Source organism: Domibacillus iocasae, from assembly GCF_001750285.1.
Taxonomy (GTDB): domain Bacteria; phylum Bacillota; class Bacilli; order Bacillales; family Domibacillaceae; genus Domibacillus; species Domibacillus iocasae.
Window position 1 is genome coordinate 1 of sequence record NZ_MAMP01000024.1, and the last position, 16,968, is coordinate 16,968.

At 43.9% G+C, this 16,968-nt stretch carries 17 protein-coding genes and 1 pseudogene; 4 read left to right on the forward strand and 14 right to left on the reverse strand.

Annotated elements, in window-relative coordinates; all coding sequences use genetic code 11:
• The 3 genes from BA724_RS14025 to BA724_RS19080 form a co-directional block, all read right to left on the reverse strand.
• A partial coding sequence (locus BA724_RS14025; RefSeq protein WP_069939308.1) for an N-acetylmuramoyl-L-alanine amidase family protein occupies positions 1-718 on the reverse strand: 718 nt, incomplete at its 3' end.
• Positions 718-930, reverse strand: coding sequence for a phage holin family protein (locus tag BA724_RS19075; RefSeq protein ID WP_281182017.1), 213 nt, complete (start codon positions 928-930; stop codon positions 718-720). The genes BA724_RS19075 and BA724_RS14025, both read right to left, overlap by 1 nt.
• Before the next feature lie 138 nt (positions 931-1,068).
• A complete protein-coding gene (locus tag BA724_RS19080) occupies positions 1,069-1,200 on the reverse strand; it encodes a hypothetical protein (RefSeq protein WP_281182018.1) in 132 nt (43 codons plus the stop codon).
• A gap of 1,242 nt (positions 1,201-2,442) precedes the next feature.
• Between BA724_RS19080 and BA724_RS14040 the strand changes: the two genes are divergently transcribed.
• The gene (locus BA724_RS14040) at positions 2,443-2,928 is read left to right on the forward strand and encodes an ImmA/IrrE family metallo-endopeptidase (protein ID WP_069939311.1); all 486 of its coding nucleotides are present in this window, start codon (positions 2,443-2,445) and stop codon (positions 2,926-2,928) included.
• A gap of 89 nt (positions 2,929-3,017) precedes the next feature.
• Positions 3,018-4,134, forward strand: a pseudogene (locus BA724_RS14045) (site-specific integrase).
• Between the two features lie 121 nt (positions 4,135-4,255).
• On the opposite strand, the gene glnA reads toward BA724_RS14045, so the two are convergent.
• The 3 genes from glnA to BA724_RS14060 form a co-directional block, all read right to left on the reverse strand.
• Complete coding sequence (glnA, locus tag BA724_RS14050; RefSeq protein WP_069939312.1) at positions 4,256-5,590, reverse strand: type I glutamate--ammonia ligase; 1,335 nt, start codon at positions 5,588-5,590, stop codon at positions 4,256-4,258.
• Between the two features lie 47 nt (positions 5,591-5,637).
• Positions 5,638-6,033 (reverse strand): MerR family transcriptional regulator, encoded by a 396-nt coding sequence (locus tag BA724_RS14055; RefSeq protein ID WP_069939313.1) that lies wholly within the window; start codon positions 6,031-6,033, stop codon positions 5,638-5,640.
• 111 nt (positions 6,034-6,144) lie between these two features.
• Complete coding sequence (locus BA724_RS14060; RefSeq protein WP_069939787.1) at positions 6,145-7,407, reverse strand: methionine gamma-lyase family protein; 1,263 nt, start codon at positions 7,405-7,407, stop codon at positions 6,145-6,147.
• A 149-nt stretch (positions 7,408-7,556) separates the two neighbouring features.
• Between BA724_RS14060 and BA724_RS14065 the strand changes: the two genes are divergently transcribed.
• Positions 7,557-8,165: a trimeric intracellular cation channel family protein gene (locus tag BA724_RS14065; protein WP_425389033.1), complete on the forward strand. Its 609-nt coding sequence runs from the start codon at positions 7,557-7,559 to the stop codon at positions 8,163-8,165.
• A 182-nt stretch (positions 8,166-8,347) separates the two neighbouring features.
• Here BA724_RS14065 and BA724_RS14070 read toward each other — a convergent pair whose 3' ends face one another.
• From BA724_RS14070 to BA724_RS14100, 7 genes are all read right to left on the reverse strand, one after another.
• A complete protein-coding gene (locus tag BA724_RS14070) occupies positions 8,348-8,983 on the reverse strand; it encodes a TetR/AcrR family transcriptional regulator (RefSeq protein ID WP_069939314.1) in 636 nt (211 codons plus the stop codon).
• Positions 8,984-9,020: 37 nt separating this feature from the next.
• Positions 9,021-9,929, reverse strand: coding sequence for an AAA family ATPase (locus BA724_RS14075; RefSeq protein WP_069939315.1), 909 nt, complete (start codon positions 9,927-9,929; stop codon positions 9,021-9,023).
• Positions 9,930-10,009: 80 nt separating this feature from the next.
• Positions 10,010-10,243 carry an RNA chaperone Hfq gene (gene hfq / locus BA724_RS14080; RefSeq protein ID WP_045849957.1) on the reverse strand — a complete coding sequence of 78 codons (234 nt, stop codon included), beginning with the start codon at positions 10,241-10,243 and terminating at the stop codon, positions 10,010-10,012.
• 43 nt (positions 10,244-10,286) lie between these two features.
• Positions 10,287-11,237, reverse strand: a complete 951-nt coding sequence (miaA, locus tag BA724_RS14085) for a tRNA (adenosine(37)-N6)-dimethylallyltransferase MiaA (RefSeq protein ID WP_141719954.1) — start codon at positions 11,235-11,237, stop codon at positions 10,287-10,289.
• Between the two features lie 44 nt (positions 11,238-11,281).
• Positions 11,282-12,904, reverse strand: coding sequence for a glycerol-3-phosphate dehydrogenase/oxidase (locus BA724_RS14090; protein ID WP_069939317.1), 1,623 nt, complete (start codon positions 12,902-12,904; stop codon positions 11,282-11,284).
• A gap of 150 nt (positions 12,905-13,054) precedes the next feature.
• The gene (gene glpK / locus BA724_RS14095; protein WP_069939318.1) at positions 13,055-14,545 is read right to left on the reverse strand and encodes a glycerol kinase GlpK; all 1,491 of its coding nucleotides are present in this window, start codon (positions 14,543-14,545) and stop codon (positions 13,055-13,057) included.
• Between the two features lie 13 nt (positions 14,546-14,558).
• A complete protein-coding gene (locus tag BA724_RS14100) occupies positions 14,559-15,371 on the reverse strand; it encodes an MIP/aquaporin family protein (protein ID WP_069939319.1) in 813 nt (270 codons plus the stop codon).
• A gap of 241 nt (positions 15,372-15,612) precedes the next feature.
• Here BA724_RS14100 and BA724_RS14105 point away from each other — a divergent pair, with 241 nt between their 5' ends.
• Positions 15,613-16,377 carry a polyphosphate kinase 2 family protein gene (locus BA724_RS14105; protein WP_069939320.1) on the forward strand — a complete coding sequence of 255 codons (765 nt, stop codon included), beginning with the start codon at positions 15,613-15,615 and terminating at the stop codon, positions 16,375-16,377.
• Between the two features lie 29 nt (positions 16,378-16,406).
• Here BA724_RS14105 and BA724_RS14110 read toward each other — a convergent pair whose 3' ends face one another.
• Positions 16,407-16,967, reverse strand: coding sequence for a glycerol-3-phosphate responsive antiterminator (locus tag BA724_RS14110; RefSeq protein ID WP_069939321.1), 561 nt, complete (start codon positions 16,965-16,967; stop codon positions 16,407-16,409).
• Between the last annotated feature and the right edge of the window lies 1 nt (position 16,968).

Sequence of the window (16,968 nt, forward strand, 5' to 3'; positions counted from 1 at the left end):
GATTTAATACAGTACGAGTTGAATTTTTAATAGCTGCATTGGATAGTTGATACAATTCAGATGCCAATGTAGATTCCTCCTTTTTTGGTGCAGTAATTGTCGATGGAGTACCTGCTGGCGAAGTATTTCCCGTATTGAAGGTGATACCGTAATGTTTACAAACTGTACGGGCTGTCACAAGGGCACAACGCTTGCCGTAACTGTCCGATTTAAGAAGGGCAAGATCCTCTGCATTCGTCATAAATCCCCACTCAACCAATAAAAATGGCGCATCTGTTTCGCGGCACATGTGCAGATTCGTCCATGTCTTTGGCACAGAGGGGAAAAGACCGGTTCCCCATACAGGAAGATCCGGAAACTCTTTTTTATACTCTGAAAGAAGTAATTCTGCCAGGGCTTTCCCTGTCTTGCTAGTATGCCAGTAAAAAATGCCGATCCCACGCACGTCTTTTTTTGCATTTGCATTGGCATGATGAGAAATACCAATAGCGGTTTTATCTTTGGCGTACTGAGCATTATATTGACGAGTCCGCTCATTCAGAGAAATGTCTAATCCCCCTAAAGGCTGCGCTTCATACGTGGAAACTTTACTGGTCAGCAGCCGTTTTACTTCCTGGCCAACCGCTGCATTAAAAGTGTGTTCCGCCAGTCCGGGCACTCCCTTGCTTGGCGGGTATGTGTTCCGGCCGTGTCCAACATCGTTTAGAAGTAATGTCATTACTCTTCACGCTCCTTTTCAATTTCCTTCGGTTCAATAACGGTTTCAGTTGTCACTTCCACAACCGGTCCGACTTTTGTTTCATTATCTTCTTTCAACTGGGCAAATACGCTGCTGATCTGCTTTGGTACTTTTACACCAAGATGGCCAAGATTTTCGATAAAGCTGATTCCTTCCATACCAATCAAAAACATAATCATGGTGTTCCGCATGAATTGACCGCCGGTACCGCTGATCGTGTCCATCTGCACCGCAACCACGACTGCCAGTCATGGCCGCCTTTTTCATCAATCCTTTAAAACCAATCGCTGACGAAAGTGTTTTATTATCGATAGCAATCATGATGCCTGTCACATAGTCGGTATAATCATCATGATGACGAGCGCGTTAAACAACTGGTCCATCCCTCCAACTAAATAGGCGAGAGCTGATAAGCCCCCGCCAACGATTGTGTTGTATAAAGTGTCTGTGTTATGCTCCATGCTGCACCTCTTTCTGATTTTTTGTATTAAAAAATGCCGCCTGGAGGCGACATGATTTTTGGACATAAAAAATAGACGTGCAGCTGCACGTCTTTCGGTTTTATTTACGACGCATTATGGACCGATTGAGCTTTATATCTTAAGTTTAGGACGACACAATTATTCAGTAAATTCAATGTATTAATGCTACAATAAGGAAAACAGAAAGTTGGTGTTACTGTGCCTGTTAATTTTCCTAAAACCTCCATCTACTCTATAAACTACTCAGCATTGTCACAGCATTTCTTTAATTTACCTCTATTTGATGATAAAAAGCTTCAGAAATTTTTCATCGAAAGTTGGATAGATCTCTTAAAAAAACATGACAAAATTCTTACAAATCAGTTTGATAATCCTGAAAAAGTTAAAGACTATATCCTTAATTCTATAAAGCATAGAGAATTAGAAGTATTTCAACAATCATTAATAATAAATGACGTAGAAGTGTTTATTCACTTTCGAGTTTCTCCACTTTTACAAATTATGCAAGATACTCCAGAAGAAAACGCAGCTAATATACCGTTAACAGAGTTTACAAAGCCTGACAAACAATATTTATTGTTTCATTCCCGTCTTCATACCGGAAAAAGTCCATCCATAACTCTTAGAATTAACGTTCAACCAGTAATACCGAGTTCGATATTCATCGAGCACCATATACTTACCTATATCTACACGCTTAAAATATTTTTTGTAAGTTGGGCTATGGTCATTTTCAGTTGCATTAGGCAGGATAACGCTTATATATTTCTTAGAGTGATCTAATCCTTTTCTTTTACAGTACGCTCTAACTTTTTTGAAGTAAGAGGTTCTTTAATTTCTCCAGAGTTTACAGCTTTAACTAGATCATACCCTAATCCCTTATCATGTGTAGCCATTTAATTCTTCCCTCTCTGATTGACTTTTTAACGATCAGACTCTTTAATTTAATTTTACAAAACACCATAGTTTGCTTATAATCCATTTTTATTTTAACATAAAAAATAGTACTATATACTTAATCAGGAAACTAAATAACAATTCTTTTAGACTAAATATATTCAAGAATACTATACTCAGTATTGCCTCAAATTAAGATATTATGAATATTCAGATTGGATTGATTTATTTTTCACAGCTCTGCCTTTTATTAGGAAGAGTTTTATTGTATACCCTTACCAAACGTACATTCCCTTAACTGTAAAATGGAAAGAGGCGGTCCCTTTGGTCTATACGAAAACGCATTTAGAAGATTTTATTGAAAGCATTTATACCAATATTGGCATTTATCATCCCCGGCAGCTAACTCCAGAAGAAATTGCTGCAAGACTCGGTCTTGTGCTTGATTATGTGGATGGGACAAGCAAATGCGTAGAGCTTGGTCAGTTTTCGCTTATTATGCTCAATCAAAACCTTTCTTCAGCTGCACAATGGCAGGAGTTTGCACACGAGCTTTGTCACCTGCTGCGTCATGCAGGAAATCAGCATAACCTCCCTCCCTTCTTTTTAAAGATGCAGGAGTGGCAGGCCAAGAGCTTTGCTCTTCACTTTTGTATTCCGACTTTTTTGCTCGAAAAACTTGACTTAACCGATAACAAGAAATCAGCCATAGGCATCATCGCCCAGACATTTGGGGTTGAATATGATTTTGCGGAAGAACGGCTTGAGCAATGGCTACTTCAATGTTCTATTGTTTATTACGGAAACTAGTGTCCCTATTCCCTGATTACATTGTTCCGGCAATATTAATAAGGTTAAGTATTAAGATAGTTCACAGATAGAAAGGAGACTGAATAAAAGTGGCATTCTTCAGAAAGCGCGGAAACACATGGCAGTTTCGAATCAGTTATGTAGATCCGATCACCAGTATATCGAAAGAGAAATCAAAAGGCGGTTTTAAAACCAAGAAAGAAGCCCAGCTGGCGGCACATGAGTTAGAGAAAGAGCTCCAAGGAGGGTTTGAACAAACTGATATTTCGCTAAAAACCTTTCTTCATGAATGGCTGCATGAACATAAGAAAGATACGATCCGCCGCAATACGTATGATATACATGAATCAAATATACGGAATCATATTAATCCGTACTTTAAAAACATCGCATTGAAGGATTTAACTCCGCTTATGTATCAAAGATTCTTAAATAGTCTTCACGCCTCTGAGTACAGCAAGAGAACCATTGAAATCGTACATGGTACGATGTACAACGCTCTCAATAAAGCTATTACGCTCCGAAAACTGAAAACCAATCCCTGCGAAGGGGCTACGATAAAAGGGGTTGTGAGAGAAAAAGAGGTCCAATTCATCGATTCTGATGACATCTCTCTCTTCTTGAAGGAAACCTACAAATATGGCTACATCTACTGGATCTTCTTCCGGGTCCTCATTGAAACGGGATTGCGTAAAGGAGAAGCTGCTGCTCTTCAGTGGTCTGATGTGGATTTTAAAGGGCGGGTCCTTCATATTTCCAAAACGTTAGACTTTAAAGAAAAAACAAAAGTGAAATTGTTTGGGGATACTAAAAACTATAACTCAAGACGCAGCATTACGATTAGCCAGTCACTGGTGCAGACCCTTCAATCTCATATTCAATACCAGAACCAAAACAAGCTAATCTTGAATGATGAATATCATCATGATTTGAATTTAGTTTTTTGCCGTGATGACGGCAATTTCATCCCTAGCTCTTCCCTTTTCAATGCTTTTTCCAGGGTCTCCTCCCCTTCCGATTCATTCACTGCGGCATACACACGCCGTTTTGCAATTGGAATCCGGGGCGGATATGAAATATGTCCAAGAGCGATTAGGTCACGGAAGCATACAGATTACCTCTGATATCTATGCGCATATATCGAAGAAATTGGAGCAAAAACAAATGGATCGTTTCGAGGAGTTTACCAGGGGAATGTTTGATTAAAAAGCGTACTTGAAAAAAACCGGTCAAATTCCGGTCAAGCAATTTATAAACCTTAAAATTTAGCATTTTGACCGGTAAGAAAAAACCCCTTGAAGCCATACGGCTCAAGGGGTTGAGTTTCTTAGTACATTGACATGTATTGCTCGCGCTCCCAAGGGTGTACTTGTGTGCGGAACATATCCCATTCAATTTCTTTTGCTTCGATGAAGTGCTCAAGAATGTGCTCGCCAAGCGCGTTTTTGATTGTATCGTTTTTCTTCAATACGTCAAGTGCGATTGACAAGTTTGATGGAAGATCGCGTACGCCTTCTGCTTCGCGCTCTTCTTTGTCCATTGCATAGATGTTGCGGTCAACTGGTGCTGGCGGAGCCATTTCGTTTTTGATTCCGTCAAGACCTGCAGCTAATAAAACAGCCATCGCAAGGTATGGATTCGCTGCCGGATCAACGGAACGAACTTCCACACGTGTGCTCAAACCGCGTGATGCCGGGATACGGATGAGCGGGCTGCGGTTTTGTCCAGACCATGCAACGTAGCAAGGTGCTTCGTAGCCAGGAACAAGACGCTTGTATGAGTTAACAGTCGGGTTGCAGATTGCCGTGAACGCTTCTGCATTTTTCACTGTACCTGCGATAAACTGGTACGCTGTTTCGCTTAGTTTCAATTCGCCACTTTCGTCAAAGAATGCATTTTGGCCATCTTTGAATAGGGACAAGTTCATGTGCATACCAGAACCGTTTACGCCGAACAATGGTTTCGGCATGAATGTCGCGTGCAAGCCGTGCTTGCGGGCGATTGTTTTAACAACTAGTTTAAATGTTTGGATGTTATCACAAGCTGTAATGGCATCCGCATATTTAAAGTCAATTTCGTGCTGGCCTGGTGCAACTTCGTGGTGAGATGCTTCGATTTCAAAGCCCATTTCTTCAAGCTCAAGCACGATATCGCGACGGCAGTTTTCGCCAAGGTCAGTCGGTGCAAGGTCAAAGTAGCCGCCATTATCGTTTAGTTCAAGCGTTGGTTCGCCGTTTGCATCCAATTTGAACAGGAAGAATTCCGGTTCAGGTCCAAGATTGAAATCAGTGAAACCTAGTTCTTTCATTTCACCAAGGACACGCTTCAAGTTCGCACGAGGGTCCCCTGGGAACGGTTCGCCTTCAGGAGTATAGATATCACAGATAAGACGCGCCACTTTCCCTTTTTCAGCAGTCCAAGGGAAAACAACCCAAGTGTCAAGATCCGGATAAAGATTCATGTCAGATTCTTCAATGCGCACGAAGCCTTCGATTGACGATCCGTCGAACATCATTTTGTTGTCCAGCGCTTTGTCAAGTTGGCTTACCGGGATCTCTACGTTTTTGATTGTGCCAAGAATGTCTGTGAACTGAAGACGAATATATTTTACGTCTTGTTCTTTTGCTAATCGCTGAATGTCTTCACGTGTGTACTTACCCATTTGTTATCCATTCCTCCTCAAATATGTAAACCTTGTATGGCAAAAGATTAGTGAAAAAACCGCCGGTCCATTCCTGATGAGCGATTGAAGCGTCCCGCATTGATTAACTCTTTGCGAAGCAGCTTGCGAAGCTCCTCATCGGTGAACTCTTTTTTCGATTTTACGCCACTATCTTTTGTTTCTAATTCAATTTCCTGCGATTCGTCTTTCAGCAGGATTTTTTTTATCCCGGCCATATTGATGCCTTGGTCAAGAAGGTCTTTCACTTCAAGCAGACGGTCAATATCGTTCAGTGAATAGAGACGCCGGTTTCCATCAGAACGATCCGGGGTAATTAAATGATGCTGCTCATAATAGCGAATTTGCCTTGCGGATAAATCGGTTAATTTCATAACTGTTCCCATTGGAAAAAGCGGCATTGTCCGGCGTATTTGGCTGCTCATGTTTTCCCCTCCTCTTTATCATCTGATACACTAACTATAAATCATGTTATTTCAATTGTCAACACGGTGTAATGTTTTATTACACTAATTTATTGATTGTTTAAAAGGCTGTCAGATTTTTTTTGATTCGATTAAATAATCAATGGCACTCGTTACGGCGATTTTAACATGTGCATACGTAAGTCCGCCCTGCACATAAGCGGCATAAGGCGGACGCAGTGGGCCGTCCGCCGTGAGTTCAATGCTGGCACCTTGAATAAATGTGCCGGCTGCCATAATAACGTCATCTTCATATCCGGGCATATAAGCGGGCTGCGGCGTTACATGCGAGTTCACCGGTGAAGCAAACTGAATAGCCTGGCAGAACGCTACCATCTTGTCACGGTCGTTAAACTGAACCGCTTGAATTAAGTCGGTGCGCGGCTCATCCCATGCAGGGGTTGTTTTCATGTCGAATTTTTCAAGCATGGCGGCGGTAAAAACAGCACCCTTTAAGCTTTGCGCGACAACATGCGGTGCCAAAAAGAATCCCTGGTACATTTCCTGCAGGCTGTAAAGACTGGCCCCTGCCTCCGCCCCAATTCCAGGCGACGTCATACGGTATGAACAGCTTTTGACGTATTCTTTTTTCCCGGCAATGTATCCGCCTGTTTTCGCGATACCGCCCCCCGGGTTTTTAATAAGGGATCCAGCCATTAAATCGGCACCGACATGAAGCGGTTCTTCCCGCTCCACAAACTCTCCGTAGCAATTATCAACAAAGACAACCGCATCTGGTTTTATTTCCTTTACAAAAGCAATCATTTCTTTTATTTCTTCTATTGTAAACGACGGACGCACCGCGTATCCTTTTGAACGCTGAATCGCGATCATTTTTGTTTTTCTATTTATACTGTTTCGAATTTCATCAAAATCCGGGCGACCGTGTTCGTTCAAGTCCACGTGTTTGTATGAAATGCCAAAGTCACGCAGCGAACCGTTTGACGGACCGCTAATGCCAATAATTTCATCTAATGTGTCGTAAGGCTTTCCTGTTATGTACAGTAACTCGTCACCCGGGCGCAAAATACCAAATAATGAAATGGTAATCGCGTGTGTACCAGAAATAATCTGCGGACGCACGAGCGCCTTTTCGCCTCCAAACACATCGGCGTATACATTTTCCAGTGTTTCCCTTCCCATATCATCATATCCATATCCGGTTGACGGAGTAAAGTGAAAATCGCTTACCTGATTTTTTTGAAAGCTTTGCAGCACGCGGAATTGGTTGTATTCCGCCATTTCGTCGATTCGCTGGTGAACACCAGCAATTTTCGCTTCGGCTTCAATCACTTTTTCGCGAATGATGGCCCCGTTTTTCAATAAGTCAAACATGCTTTTCATGAGCTGGTTCCTACTTTCTTCTTCACTAGTTTTATCATAGCAAAATCACCGTTTTCTTAAAAGAAAAAGTAGCTGTCAAAACATGAATCGTTTATAATAATAGCCGAACATTAAACATTTTGGATGAAAGAAGGTTCGGAATGGACATTACATGGGATATTTTCACGGTAGTGGGCACGATTGCATTTGCGATTTCGGGCGCGATCGTCGCAATGGAAGAGGAATATGATTTGTTTGGCATATATATTTTAGGCATGATTACCGCGTTTGGGGGCGGGGCTATCCGGAATTTACTGATCGGCGTTCCGGTTTCAGCCCTGTGGGAGCAAGGGGAATTTTTTACGATTGCGGCACTTTCGATCACGGCCGTCATTTTATTTCCGCAAAACCTTCTTCGCCACTGGCCGGTATGGGGTAACTTTTTTGATGCGATCGGCCTTGCCGCCTTTGCGGTGCAGGGCGCGTTATACGCAGAGGGAATGAACCATCCGCTCAGTGCCGTTGTCGTGGCGGCTGTGTTAACCGGAAGCGGCGGCGGGCTCGTCCGTGATGTGCTGGCGCAGCGGAAGCCAGCTTTGCTCCGGGATGAAGTATACGGTGTATGGGCGGCGCTTGCCGGTTTGATCATTGCCGTTGGGGGAGCCGAGACACCCGCGCAGCTTATTATTTTGTTTATGTTTATTACCATGCTGCGAATTTTATCTTATAAATACAGCTGGCATTTGCCGAAAAGAACTGTTAAGTTTTAACCGCTCACTCGTCTTCTGGCGAGTGTTTTTTATTAATGTCCAGCTTCAGACGCCATCAACTCGAGGTCATAAGTCAATCCCTTCTGGAGGCACAAAACGCCTCCGCCAGAGCTCGACTTATGCTTGTCGCTGATAAAATCGGGCACCTTCCGCTTTTGTTATAAAAAAAAACAGAAACCGCCTTATTGGACGGACTCTGTTTTCAAGAGGAACCTGTCGCCTTTCCCTGCTTTCATTGCTTCTTCAGTTAAAAGGGAATGCAGCATCATGTCGTTAAAAATGCGGGCAATGTCTTCGATGGACAATTCTCCTTCTTTTTTAAACCATTTGTACATCCAGTTGATCATGCCCATAATGGCCATTGTGGTGATTTGAGCCGGTACTTCCGGACGGAAATCACCATTATCCTGGCCTTCGCGGATAATTTGCTGTAGAAGCTGGCGGTACTCCTCCCGTTTTTCATTAATCTGCTTTTCAAAGTCGCCTTTTAAATACGTGCTTTCCTGATAAAAAACAGTAATATGCGGCTTGTATAAATCGAATATCCGTGTAAACGAAGTGATAATGCCGCACATTCTTGAAACCGGATCTGATTCTTTATCATATGTTTCTTTCGCTTTATTGAGCAAATAAGAAATAAACACGTCATGAATATGGTACAGCAGCTCATCCTTTGATCGGAAATTATGATAAAATCCGCCTTTTGAGGTACCGCATTCATCGACGATCTGGTCAACGGTTACACCGTGGTAGCCATGTTTTTCGAACATAATTAAAGCGGTTTCAATGATTCTTTCCTTGACAGGTTTTTTTTTCATTTTCATCATCCTTTTTGACATTTTACCATATGTGTCTTTATTGTGACAATTGAAAATCTTCCCCTTTCAGCATTTTCAGCTCTTTTTTAGAGTGGACCGACTGCGCCATAAGACGGACAGCCTGGCGGCGGGCCGCTTTTTCAATTAGCGTCCGTATGTTCCGGCCATTCGCAAAACGGAACCCGCTGAGGCGTTTTTCCTGCTCAATGATGGCTGTTAATATATGACGGCTGTCATGGTCAATTTCATATTTTTTTTCAGCCGCAATCACATCCGCTATTTGAAGGAGTTCATCTACTGAATAGTCAGGAAAATGATGAATAAGAGGAAATCGCGATTGCAGTCCGGGGTTCATGGACAAAAAATGCGCCATTTCACGCGGGTAGCCGGCTAATATTAAAATAAAGCTGTTTTGATGATCTTCCATTTGCTTAACAAGTGTGTCAATCGCTTCTTTTCCGAAATCTTTTTCTCCGCCGCGTGCAAGGGAATAGGCTTCGTCGATAAATAGGACCCCGCCCAGCGCTTTTTTGACAAGATCACGTGTTTTTTGTGCTGTATGGCCGATATATTCTCCAACAAGATCTGCCCGCTCCGCTTCAATGAACTGCCCTTTTTCCAATAAACCGAGCCGTTTAAACATCGATGCAATAAGGCGTGCGGCGGTTGTTTTGCCGGTGCCGGGATTGCCCGTGAACAACATATGAAGCATATGGCCTTTCGTTTCAATTCCTGCTTCCGTCCGTTTTTTGCTTATATAAGCAGATGCATAAAGTTCCCGTATGAGTGTTTTTAACCCCGAAAGGCCAATAAGCGCCTCCATTTCCTGTTCAATGGAACGGAGAAGACTGTGCTCTGGCTGATCCGGCCAGTCTGCCGCCAGCACCGGCTTTTCTTTTGGATTTAGGACGACATGAATACGGCCTTCTTTACTTGTCTGCTTCATGCGGCGTCCCTCCTTTATAAAAAAGATATGCGCATTGACAAAAAAAAGACCCGCGGTTTAGCGGATCTTTGCGCTGTTTCTTATTCTTGTTCGTCAAAATTCAAGCTGACGCTGCGCTGAGGAGCAAATGTTGAAATGGCGTGTTTGAACACAAGCTGCTGCTTGCCATCGGTTTCCACAAGAACGGTAAAATTATCGAACCCTTTAATGAGGCCGCGCAATTGAAATCCATTCAATAAAAATACAGTAACCATCGTGTTTTCTTTACGCAGCTGGTTCAAAAACTGGTCTTGAATGTTAATCGGCTGTTTCATGCTTCGTTCCTCCTCTTTCTATCTGAATCCATTATTACTAATTCTACCTTAGATTCAGCTTTCCTGCCAGCAACGAGCAAATTTGTTGTTTTTTTTCCTCTCGTGCAGATTTATCGGTTACATCAAACCAGTTAATATCCATTTTATTGCGGAACCAAGTCAGCTGACGCTTGGCATAGCGGCGCGAATTTTGTTTTAATATGTCTACTGCTTCTTCAAGCGGCTGTTCGCCGCGTAAATAAGGAAACAGTTCCTTGTAGCCAATCGCCTGAACAGCCGGTGCATTCGTTATATTCATCTCGTACAGCCAGTTTGCTTCGCTTAAAAGCCCGTTTTTCATCATGATGTCAACGCGGGCGTTAATGCGGTCATAAAGCACTGCACGGTCCATCGTAAGGCCAATCATAACACTGTCATATCTTTCAGCAGGCAGTTTTGAGCTTTTTTGTTTTGAGGCGGGCTCCCCGGTTGTCCGGTAAATTTCAAGCGCACGGATCGTCCGACGCACATTATTTGGATGAAACGAAGCGGCCGTTTCCGGGTCAATTTCCTTCAGCTGGTCATGAAGCGCCTCCGCTCCTATTTCCTCCGCTTCCGCTTCAATTTCTTTTCGAATCGTGCTGTCCGTTCCGTCTGCGGCAAATTCGTAGTCATATAAAACGGATTGAATGTAAAGGCCCGTACCGCCGCAAATAATCGGCAGCTTGCCGCGTACGTTAATATCAGTAATCTTTTCACGGGCAAGCTGCTGGAATTCGGCAGCAGAAAACGGTTTATCCGGATCTTTAATGTCAATTAAATGGTGCGGCACCCCGTCCATTTCTTCTTTTGTTACTTTAGCCGTTCCAATAGAGAGGCCGCGGTAAACCTGCATAGAATCCCCGCTGATGACTTCTCCATTGTACTTTTTGGCAAGATAAATGCTTAAGTCCGTTTTTCCTGATGCTGTCGGGCCAATAATGACAGCCACTTTGTTTTTGTCCACGTTGTTCACAGCCTTTTATTTATAAGTATCCTTATTATAGCGGATACGGACCGTTACGAACAGGCGGCTATTTCTGCTTCCAGCTCTGCTGTATGCTTGTCTTTTTCTTCTTCCCTCCAGCCAAACAGCTGTGCCATTTTTTCAATAACCGGCTGTTTATACGTTAAAACGGTTTGAATATCAAATAGTAAGGCACCAGTTCGGCGGATAAAAAAGTCAGCTGGTGTATACGCCATTTCTTCCTCAATCGCATAAAGAAGCTGTGCGTTCATGACTGCAGGAAGCTCGCTCTCTTCTTTGTAAGAAAAGACTTTCTCGGCATTGGAGCCATACATATGCACAATCTTTTTCGCTTCTTCTTCTGTAAAACCTTTTGAAACACCAACCGCTGTTTTTGCTTTTACAAACGCCGGGAAGTTTGCAGATCCTCCGACGTCCCCACCTGAAATCGGCAAATACTTCGTTTCAGACGGGCTGTACAAAATGCCTTTTTCTTCTTTTAATCGTTTAGCCACTAAGTCGACAATGGTTTCGGCCATTTTCCGGTAGCCGGTTAATTTTCCGCCTGCAATCGTCAACAAGCCGGATTCTGCTTCCCAAATCTCATCTTTTCGGGAAATTTCTGATGGATCTTTGCCGTCTTCATAAATGAGCGGGCGGACACCCGACCAGGATGATTCTATATCAGATTCGCTCACACCGACAGATGGGAACATAAAACGGATTGCTTCGAGCAAATAAGCCCGGTCTTCTGCTGTCACATCCGGACGGATCGGATCGGTATTATAGAACGTATCAGTCGTACCAACGTACGTTTTGCCGTCGCGCGGAATCGCAAATACCATTCGTTTATCCGGTGTATCAAAATAAACGGCCTGATGAAGCGGAAAAACTGACTGGTCGATGACAATGTGCACCCCTTTTGTCAGGCGCAAATGCTTGCCATTCTCACTTCCGTCCTTTTTACGAACTTCATCCACCCAGGGGCCGGATGCGTTAATGACTTTTTTAGCCGAAATTGTCAGCGTTTCTTTTGTGAATTGATCGATTGCTTGAATGCCTGTCACTTGCCCATTTTCGTACGTAAAGCCCTCTGCTTTTACATAATTCAAGCAAAGCGCCCCTTTTTCAGCCGATTTTTTCATGACTTCAAGCGTCAATCTTGCGTCATCGGTCCGGTATTCAACGTAGTAGCCGCCGCCTTTTAATCCGTCCTGCTTAATAAGCGGTTCTTTTTGAAGTGTTGCTTCAGCGGAAAACATTTTTCGGCGTTCAGACCGTTTCACACCGGCCAAAAAGTCGTACGCACGAAGGCCAAATGACGTTGAGAGCGGACCAAACGTGCCGCCTTCATGAAACGGAAGAAGCATCCATTCCGGTGTTGTCACATGTGGGCCATTTTCGTATACAACAGCCCGTTCTTTTCCGACCTCTGCGACCATTTTCACTTCAAATTGTTTTAAATAGCGAAGGCCGCCATGTACGAGCTTTGTCGAACGGCTGGATGTACCTGCTGCAAAATCCTGCATATCGACTAATGCGGTTTTCATGCCGCGCATGGATGCATCAAGCGCAATCCCGGCACCCGTGATCCCGCCGCCAATCACTAACACATCAAATTGTTCGTTTTGAAGAGCATGTATTTTTTCTTTGCGCTCATAGTTCGTGAAATTCATTTCGTCATCCCCTTAATGATTTCTTCTATGCTATACCCCGTAATAAACAAAAAGAGACCTGAAAGTGCAAAACAGCATCGCTGCTTTGCTTTCAGGTCTCTCCCGTTTCTCCGGACAATGTATTAACTTATATTTATTGTATCATTGTTGTTATTGAAACGCAATAGCCGCTTTCACAGCTTTTTTCCAGCCGCTGTACAGTTTTTCACGCGTTTCATCGTCCATGGCCGGTTCAAATGTACGGGCTACCTGCCAGTTTTGCGAGATTTCCGAACGGTCATTCCAGAAGCCGACCGCAAGCCCCGCCAAATACGCCGAACCTAGAGCAGTCGTTTCGTTAATTTGTGTCCGTTCAACCTGCACATTAAGCATGTCACTTTGAAACTGCATTAAAAAGGCATTCATGACGGCGCCGCCATCTACACGCAGTGTTTTCAACGAAATGCCGGAATCCGCTTCCATGGCTTCAAGCACGTCTTTCGTTTGATAAGCAAGCGATTCAAGTACCGCACGAATAAAATGCTCTTTGTCCGTGCCCCGGGTTAAGCCAAATACCGCACCGCGTACATCACTTTCCCAATATGGCGTTCCAAGCCCGACAAAAGCCGGTACGACGTACACCCCATCCGTTGATTCCACACGTTCGGCGTACTGCTCGCTATCTGATGCGTTTTTGAGCATCCGCATGCCGTCCCGAAGCCACTGTATGGCAGATCCGGCGACGAAAATACTGCCTTCAAGTGCATATTCCACTTTGCCATCGATCCCCCACGCTATCGTTGTAAGCAAGCCATGCTCTGACTTCACCGCTTTGTCGCCTGTATTCATGAGCATAAAGCAGCCAGTGCCATATGTGTTTTTCGCCATTCCTTCTTCATAACACGCTTGTCCGAACAAAGCAGCCTGCTGATCACCCGCCGCGCCGGCCACCGGGATTTCTTGCCCGAAAAAGTGAAACGGAGCAGTATGACCATATACTTCAGATGAAGGGCGCACATCCGGTAAAAGTTGTTTCGGCACTGTTAAAATATCAAGTAACTCCTGATCCCATTCTAGCGTATGAATATTAAACATTAGTGTCCGCGCCGCATTCGAATAATCAGTTACGTGCGCTTTGCCGCCGGTCAGCTTCCAGATGAGCCACGTATCGATCGTACCGAATAACAACTCGCCTTTTTCCGCCCGTGCGCGAGCCCCTTCAACGTTGTCGAGGAGCCATTTTACTTTCGTCCCGGAAAAGTATGGATCGACGAGTAAGCCGGTTTTGTCACGAAACATCTGCTCGTAGCCTTGTTCTTTAATTTCCGCGCAAATGTCCGCTGTCTGGCGCGACTGCCAAACGACCGCGTGATAAATTGGGCGTCCGGTTTCTTTATCCCAGATGACAGCTGTCTCACGCTGATTGGTAATGCCGATCGCTTCAATTTGATCAGCGTGAATATCGACTTCATTCAGTACCGTCGCCATACAGGATAAAACAGAAGCCCAAATTTCATTGGCATCATGCTCTACCCAGCCTGGATTCGGAAAATACTGTTTAAATTCCTTTTGTGCCGAATGAACGATTTCTCCTTTTTTGTTAAATAAAATCGCCCGTGAGCTTGTTGTGCCTTGATCAATTGACATAATATACTTTTCCATGTGAAAATCCCCCTTATTTTGTATATGCCTGAACAGATGCACCAGTTGAAACAATTTTGATCATTATAATCAAAATAACCGATGCTGCCAGTGTAATATAAAATGCGCCTGTACCTTCATTAAGAAAAAAGCCTTTATAAAAAAAGGCGGCAAGTACAGCTCCCATAATAGGTCCTGCCACAGGAATCCACGCATACTTCCAATTGGAGCCCCCTTTACCGGCGATCGGAAGAAGGAAATGCGCGATCCGGGGACCGAGATCCCGAGCCGGATTAATCGCGTAACCTGTTGTACCGCCGAGTGATAGTCCGATAGCAATGATTAAAAAGCCGACAATTAACGGGTTTAATCCATCTGTAAATTCGTTGGCTCCAATCGTTAACAAACCGATAATTAAAATAAACGTCCCAATCACTTCACTAATGATGTTTGCATATGGACGGTTAACCGCTGGTGACGTGGCGAAAACGCCAAGCTTTGTGCCGGGATCTTCTGTCTCTTCCCAGTGAGGAAGAAAATGTAAGAAAACCACTGATGAGCCAATAATAGCACCGATTATTTGAGCTGTTATATATGATACAACATCTGACCATGGAAAAGAACTGGTAATCGCCAATGCAATTGTTACAGCCGGATTCAAATGAGCACCGCTTACACCGCCTACCGCATAAACAGCCATTGCAACAGCAAGCCCCCATCCAAACGAAATAACGATCCAGCCACCGCCGTTGGCAAATGATTTTTTCAGATTTGTGTTGGCACATACCCCCGCGCCTAAAACAATTAATAAAGCCGTACCGATCAGTTCTCCCATAAATGGTGTCATTCCATCCTCATCCCTTCTTCTTGTTTTTTTCACCCTTTTACGCCCGGGATCGTCAAAGACAGGAAACAAAAAAACTCACACTGATCCCAGTAGCGGGTGTCAATGTGAGTCTCCATGTTCTCGGTCACTAATTTATGAACTTGCGTTTATCATACACGATTTTGAAAGCGTTGTCAAATTGTTTTTTGACATGTTGAAAGCAATCAAATAACGGGTATGATAAAAAAAGGGAGGAATGACCATGGACATTGAGCTAGAAAAATTAAAACAGGGCAAACCATTAACGGATAAAAAAGAATATAAAGTAAAGCTGGAAAAATATCAGCGTCGTCTGCTCGCCCTGCAGCAGATGCTGTTTCAGGAAAAAATCGGATTGATTATTGTGTTTGAAGGAATGGATGCAGCCGGAAAAGGCGGTGCCATCAAACGAATGAATGAACAGCTTGATCCACGCGGCGTTCTCGTGCATCCGATTTCAGCGCCAGCGCCTCATGAACTTCGCTACCATTATTTGCAGCGGTTCTGGCGAAAGCTGCCGCAGCACGGACAAATTGCGATTTTTGACCGGTCATGGTACGGGCGTGTACTCGTCGAACGAATTGAAGGATACGCTGGCCATCGGGAATGGAAACGGGCTTACGATGAAATTAACGCATTCGAAAAATCACTAACCGATGAACGATACATAATGGTGAAATTCTGGGTGCATATTTCAAAAGATGAGCAGCTGCGCCGGTTTGAAGAACGGCAGCAGGATCCGATAAAACGGTGGAAAATTACCGACGAAGACTGGCGCAACCGGAAAAAGTGGGGAATGTATGTAAAAGCAGCCGAAGAAATGCTTAGCAAAACCGATCATGCCTATGCTCCGTGGCATGTAATTGAAGGAAACGACAAAAAATATGCGCGGGTAGCTATTTTGAAAAAAGCGGTAACGCATGTGGAGCAGTCACTCACTCAAATGGGCCAGCCGCTGCCAGAATATGAGCTGTTTGGTGCAAAATAAAAAAAGCGAAGCCGGCTGGCTCCGCTTTTTTACCTTTTAGAAAATTCTTTCCACAAATCAACGTTTGACGTTGTTACTGCTGAAGCTCCTGCTTTTAACGCTGCTTCCACTTCTTCTTTCGTATCAATCAACCCTCCGGCAAAAACCGGTTTTCCCGTTCCCTGCCGAATAAGGTCAATAATCTTCGGCGCCACGCCCGGCAGTACTTCAATATAATCCGGGTTGGCTTTTTGCGCGAGCTTCACGCTGCGGTTAAGAGCGTTGGAGTCGAGGATAAACGCCCGCTGCGTGGCAACGAGTCCTTTTTGCTTTGCTTTGATCAGCGCACTGCCTTTAGTTGAAATAATACCGTACGGCTTTGCATAGCGGGCAATAAATTCAACGCCGTGCTCATCGCCGGAAAGTCCGCTGATTAAATCCAAATGAACAAACATGTTTTTCTCGTTTTGCCTTGCTAAATCGAGCACACTTTTGACCATGCCAATGTGCAAATCCAAAAAAACGCCATATTCGTAGTTCATCGACAGCATTTTTTCAAAGTCTTTCATTGACCGGATGGCCGGCAAAACAAGTTGTCCGTTAAATGACATG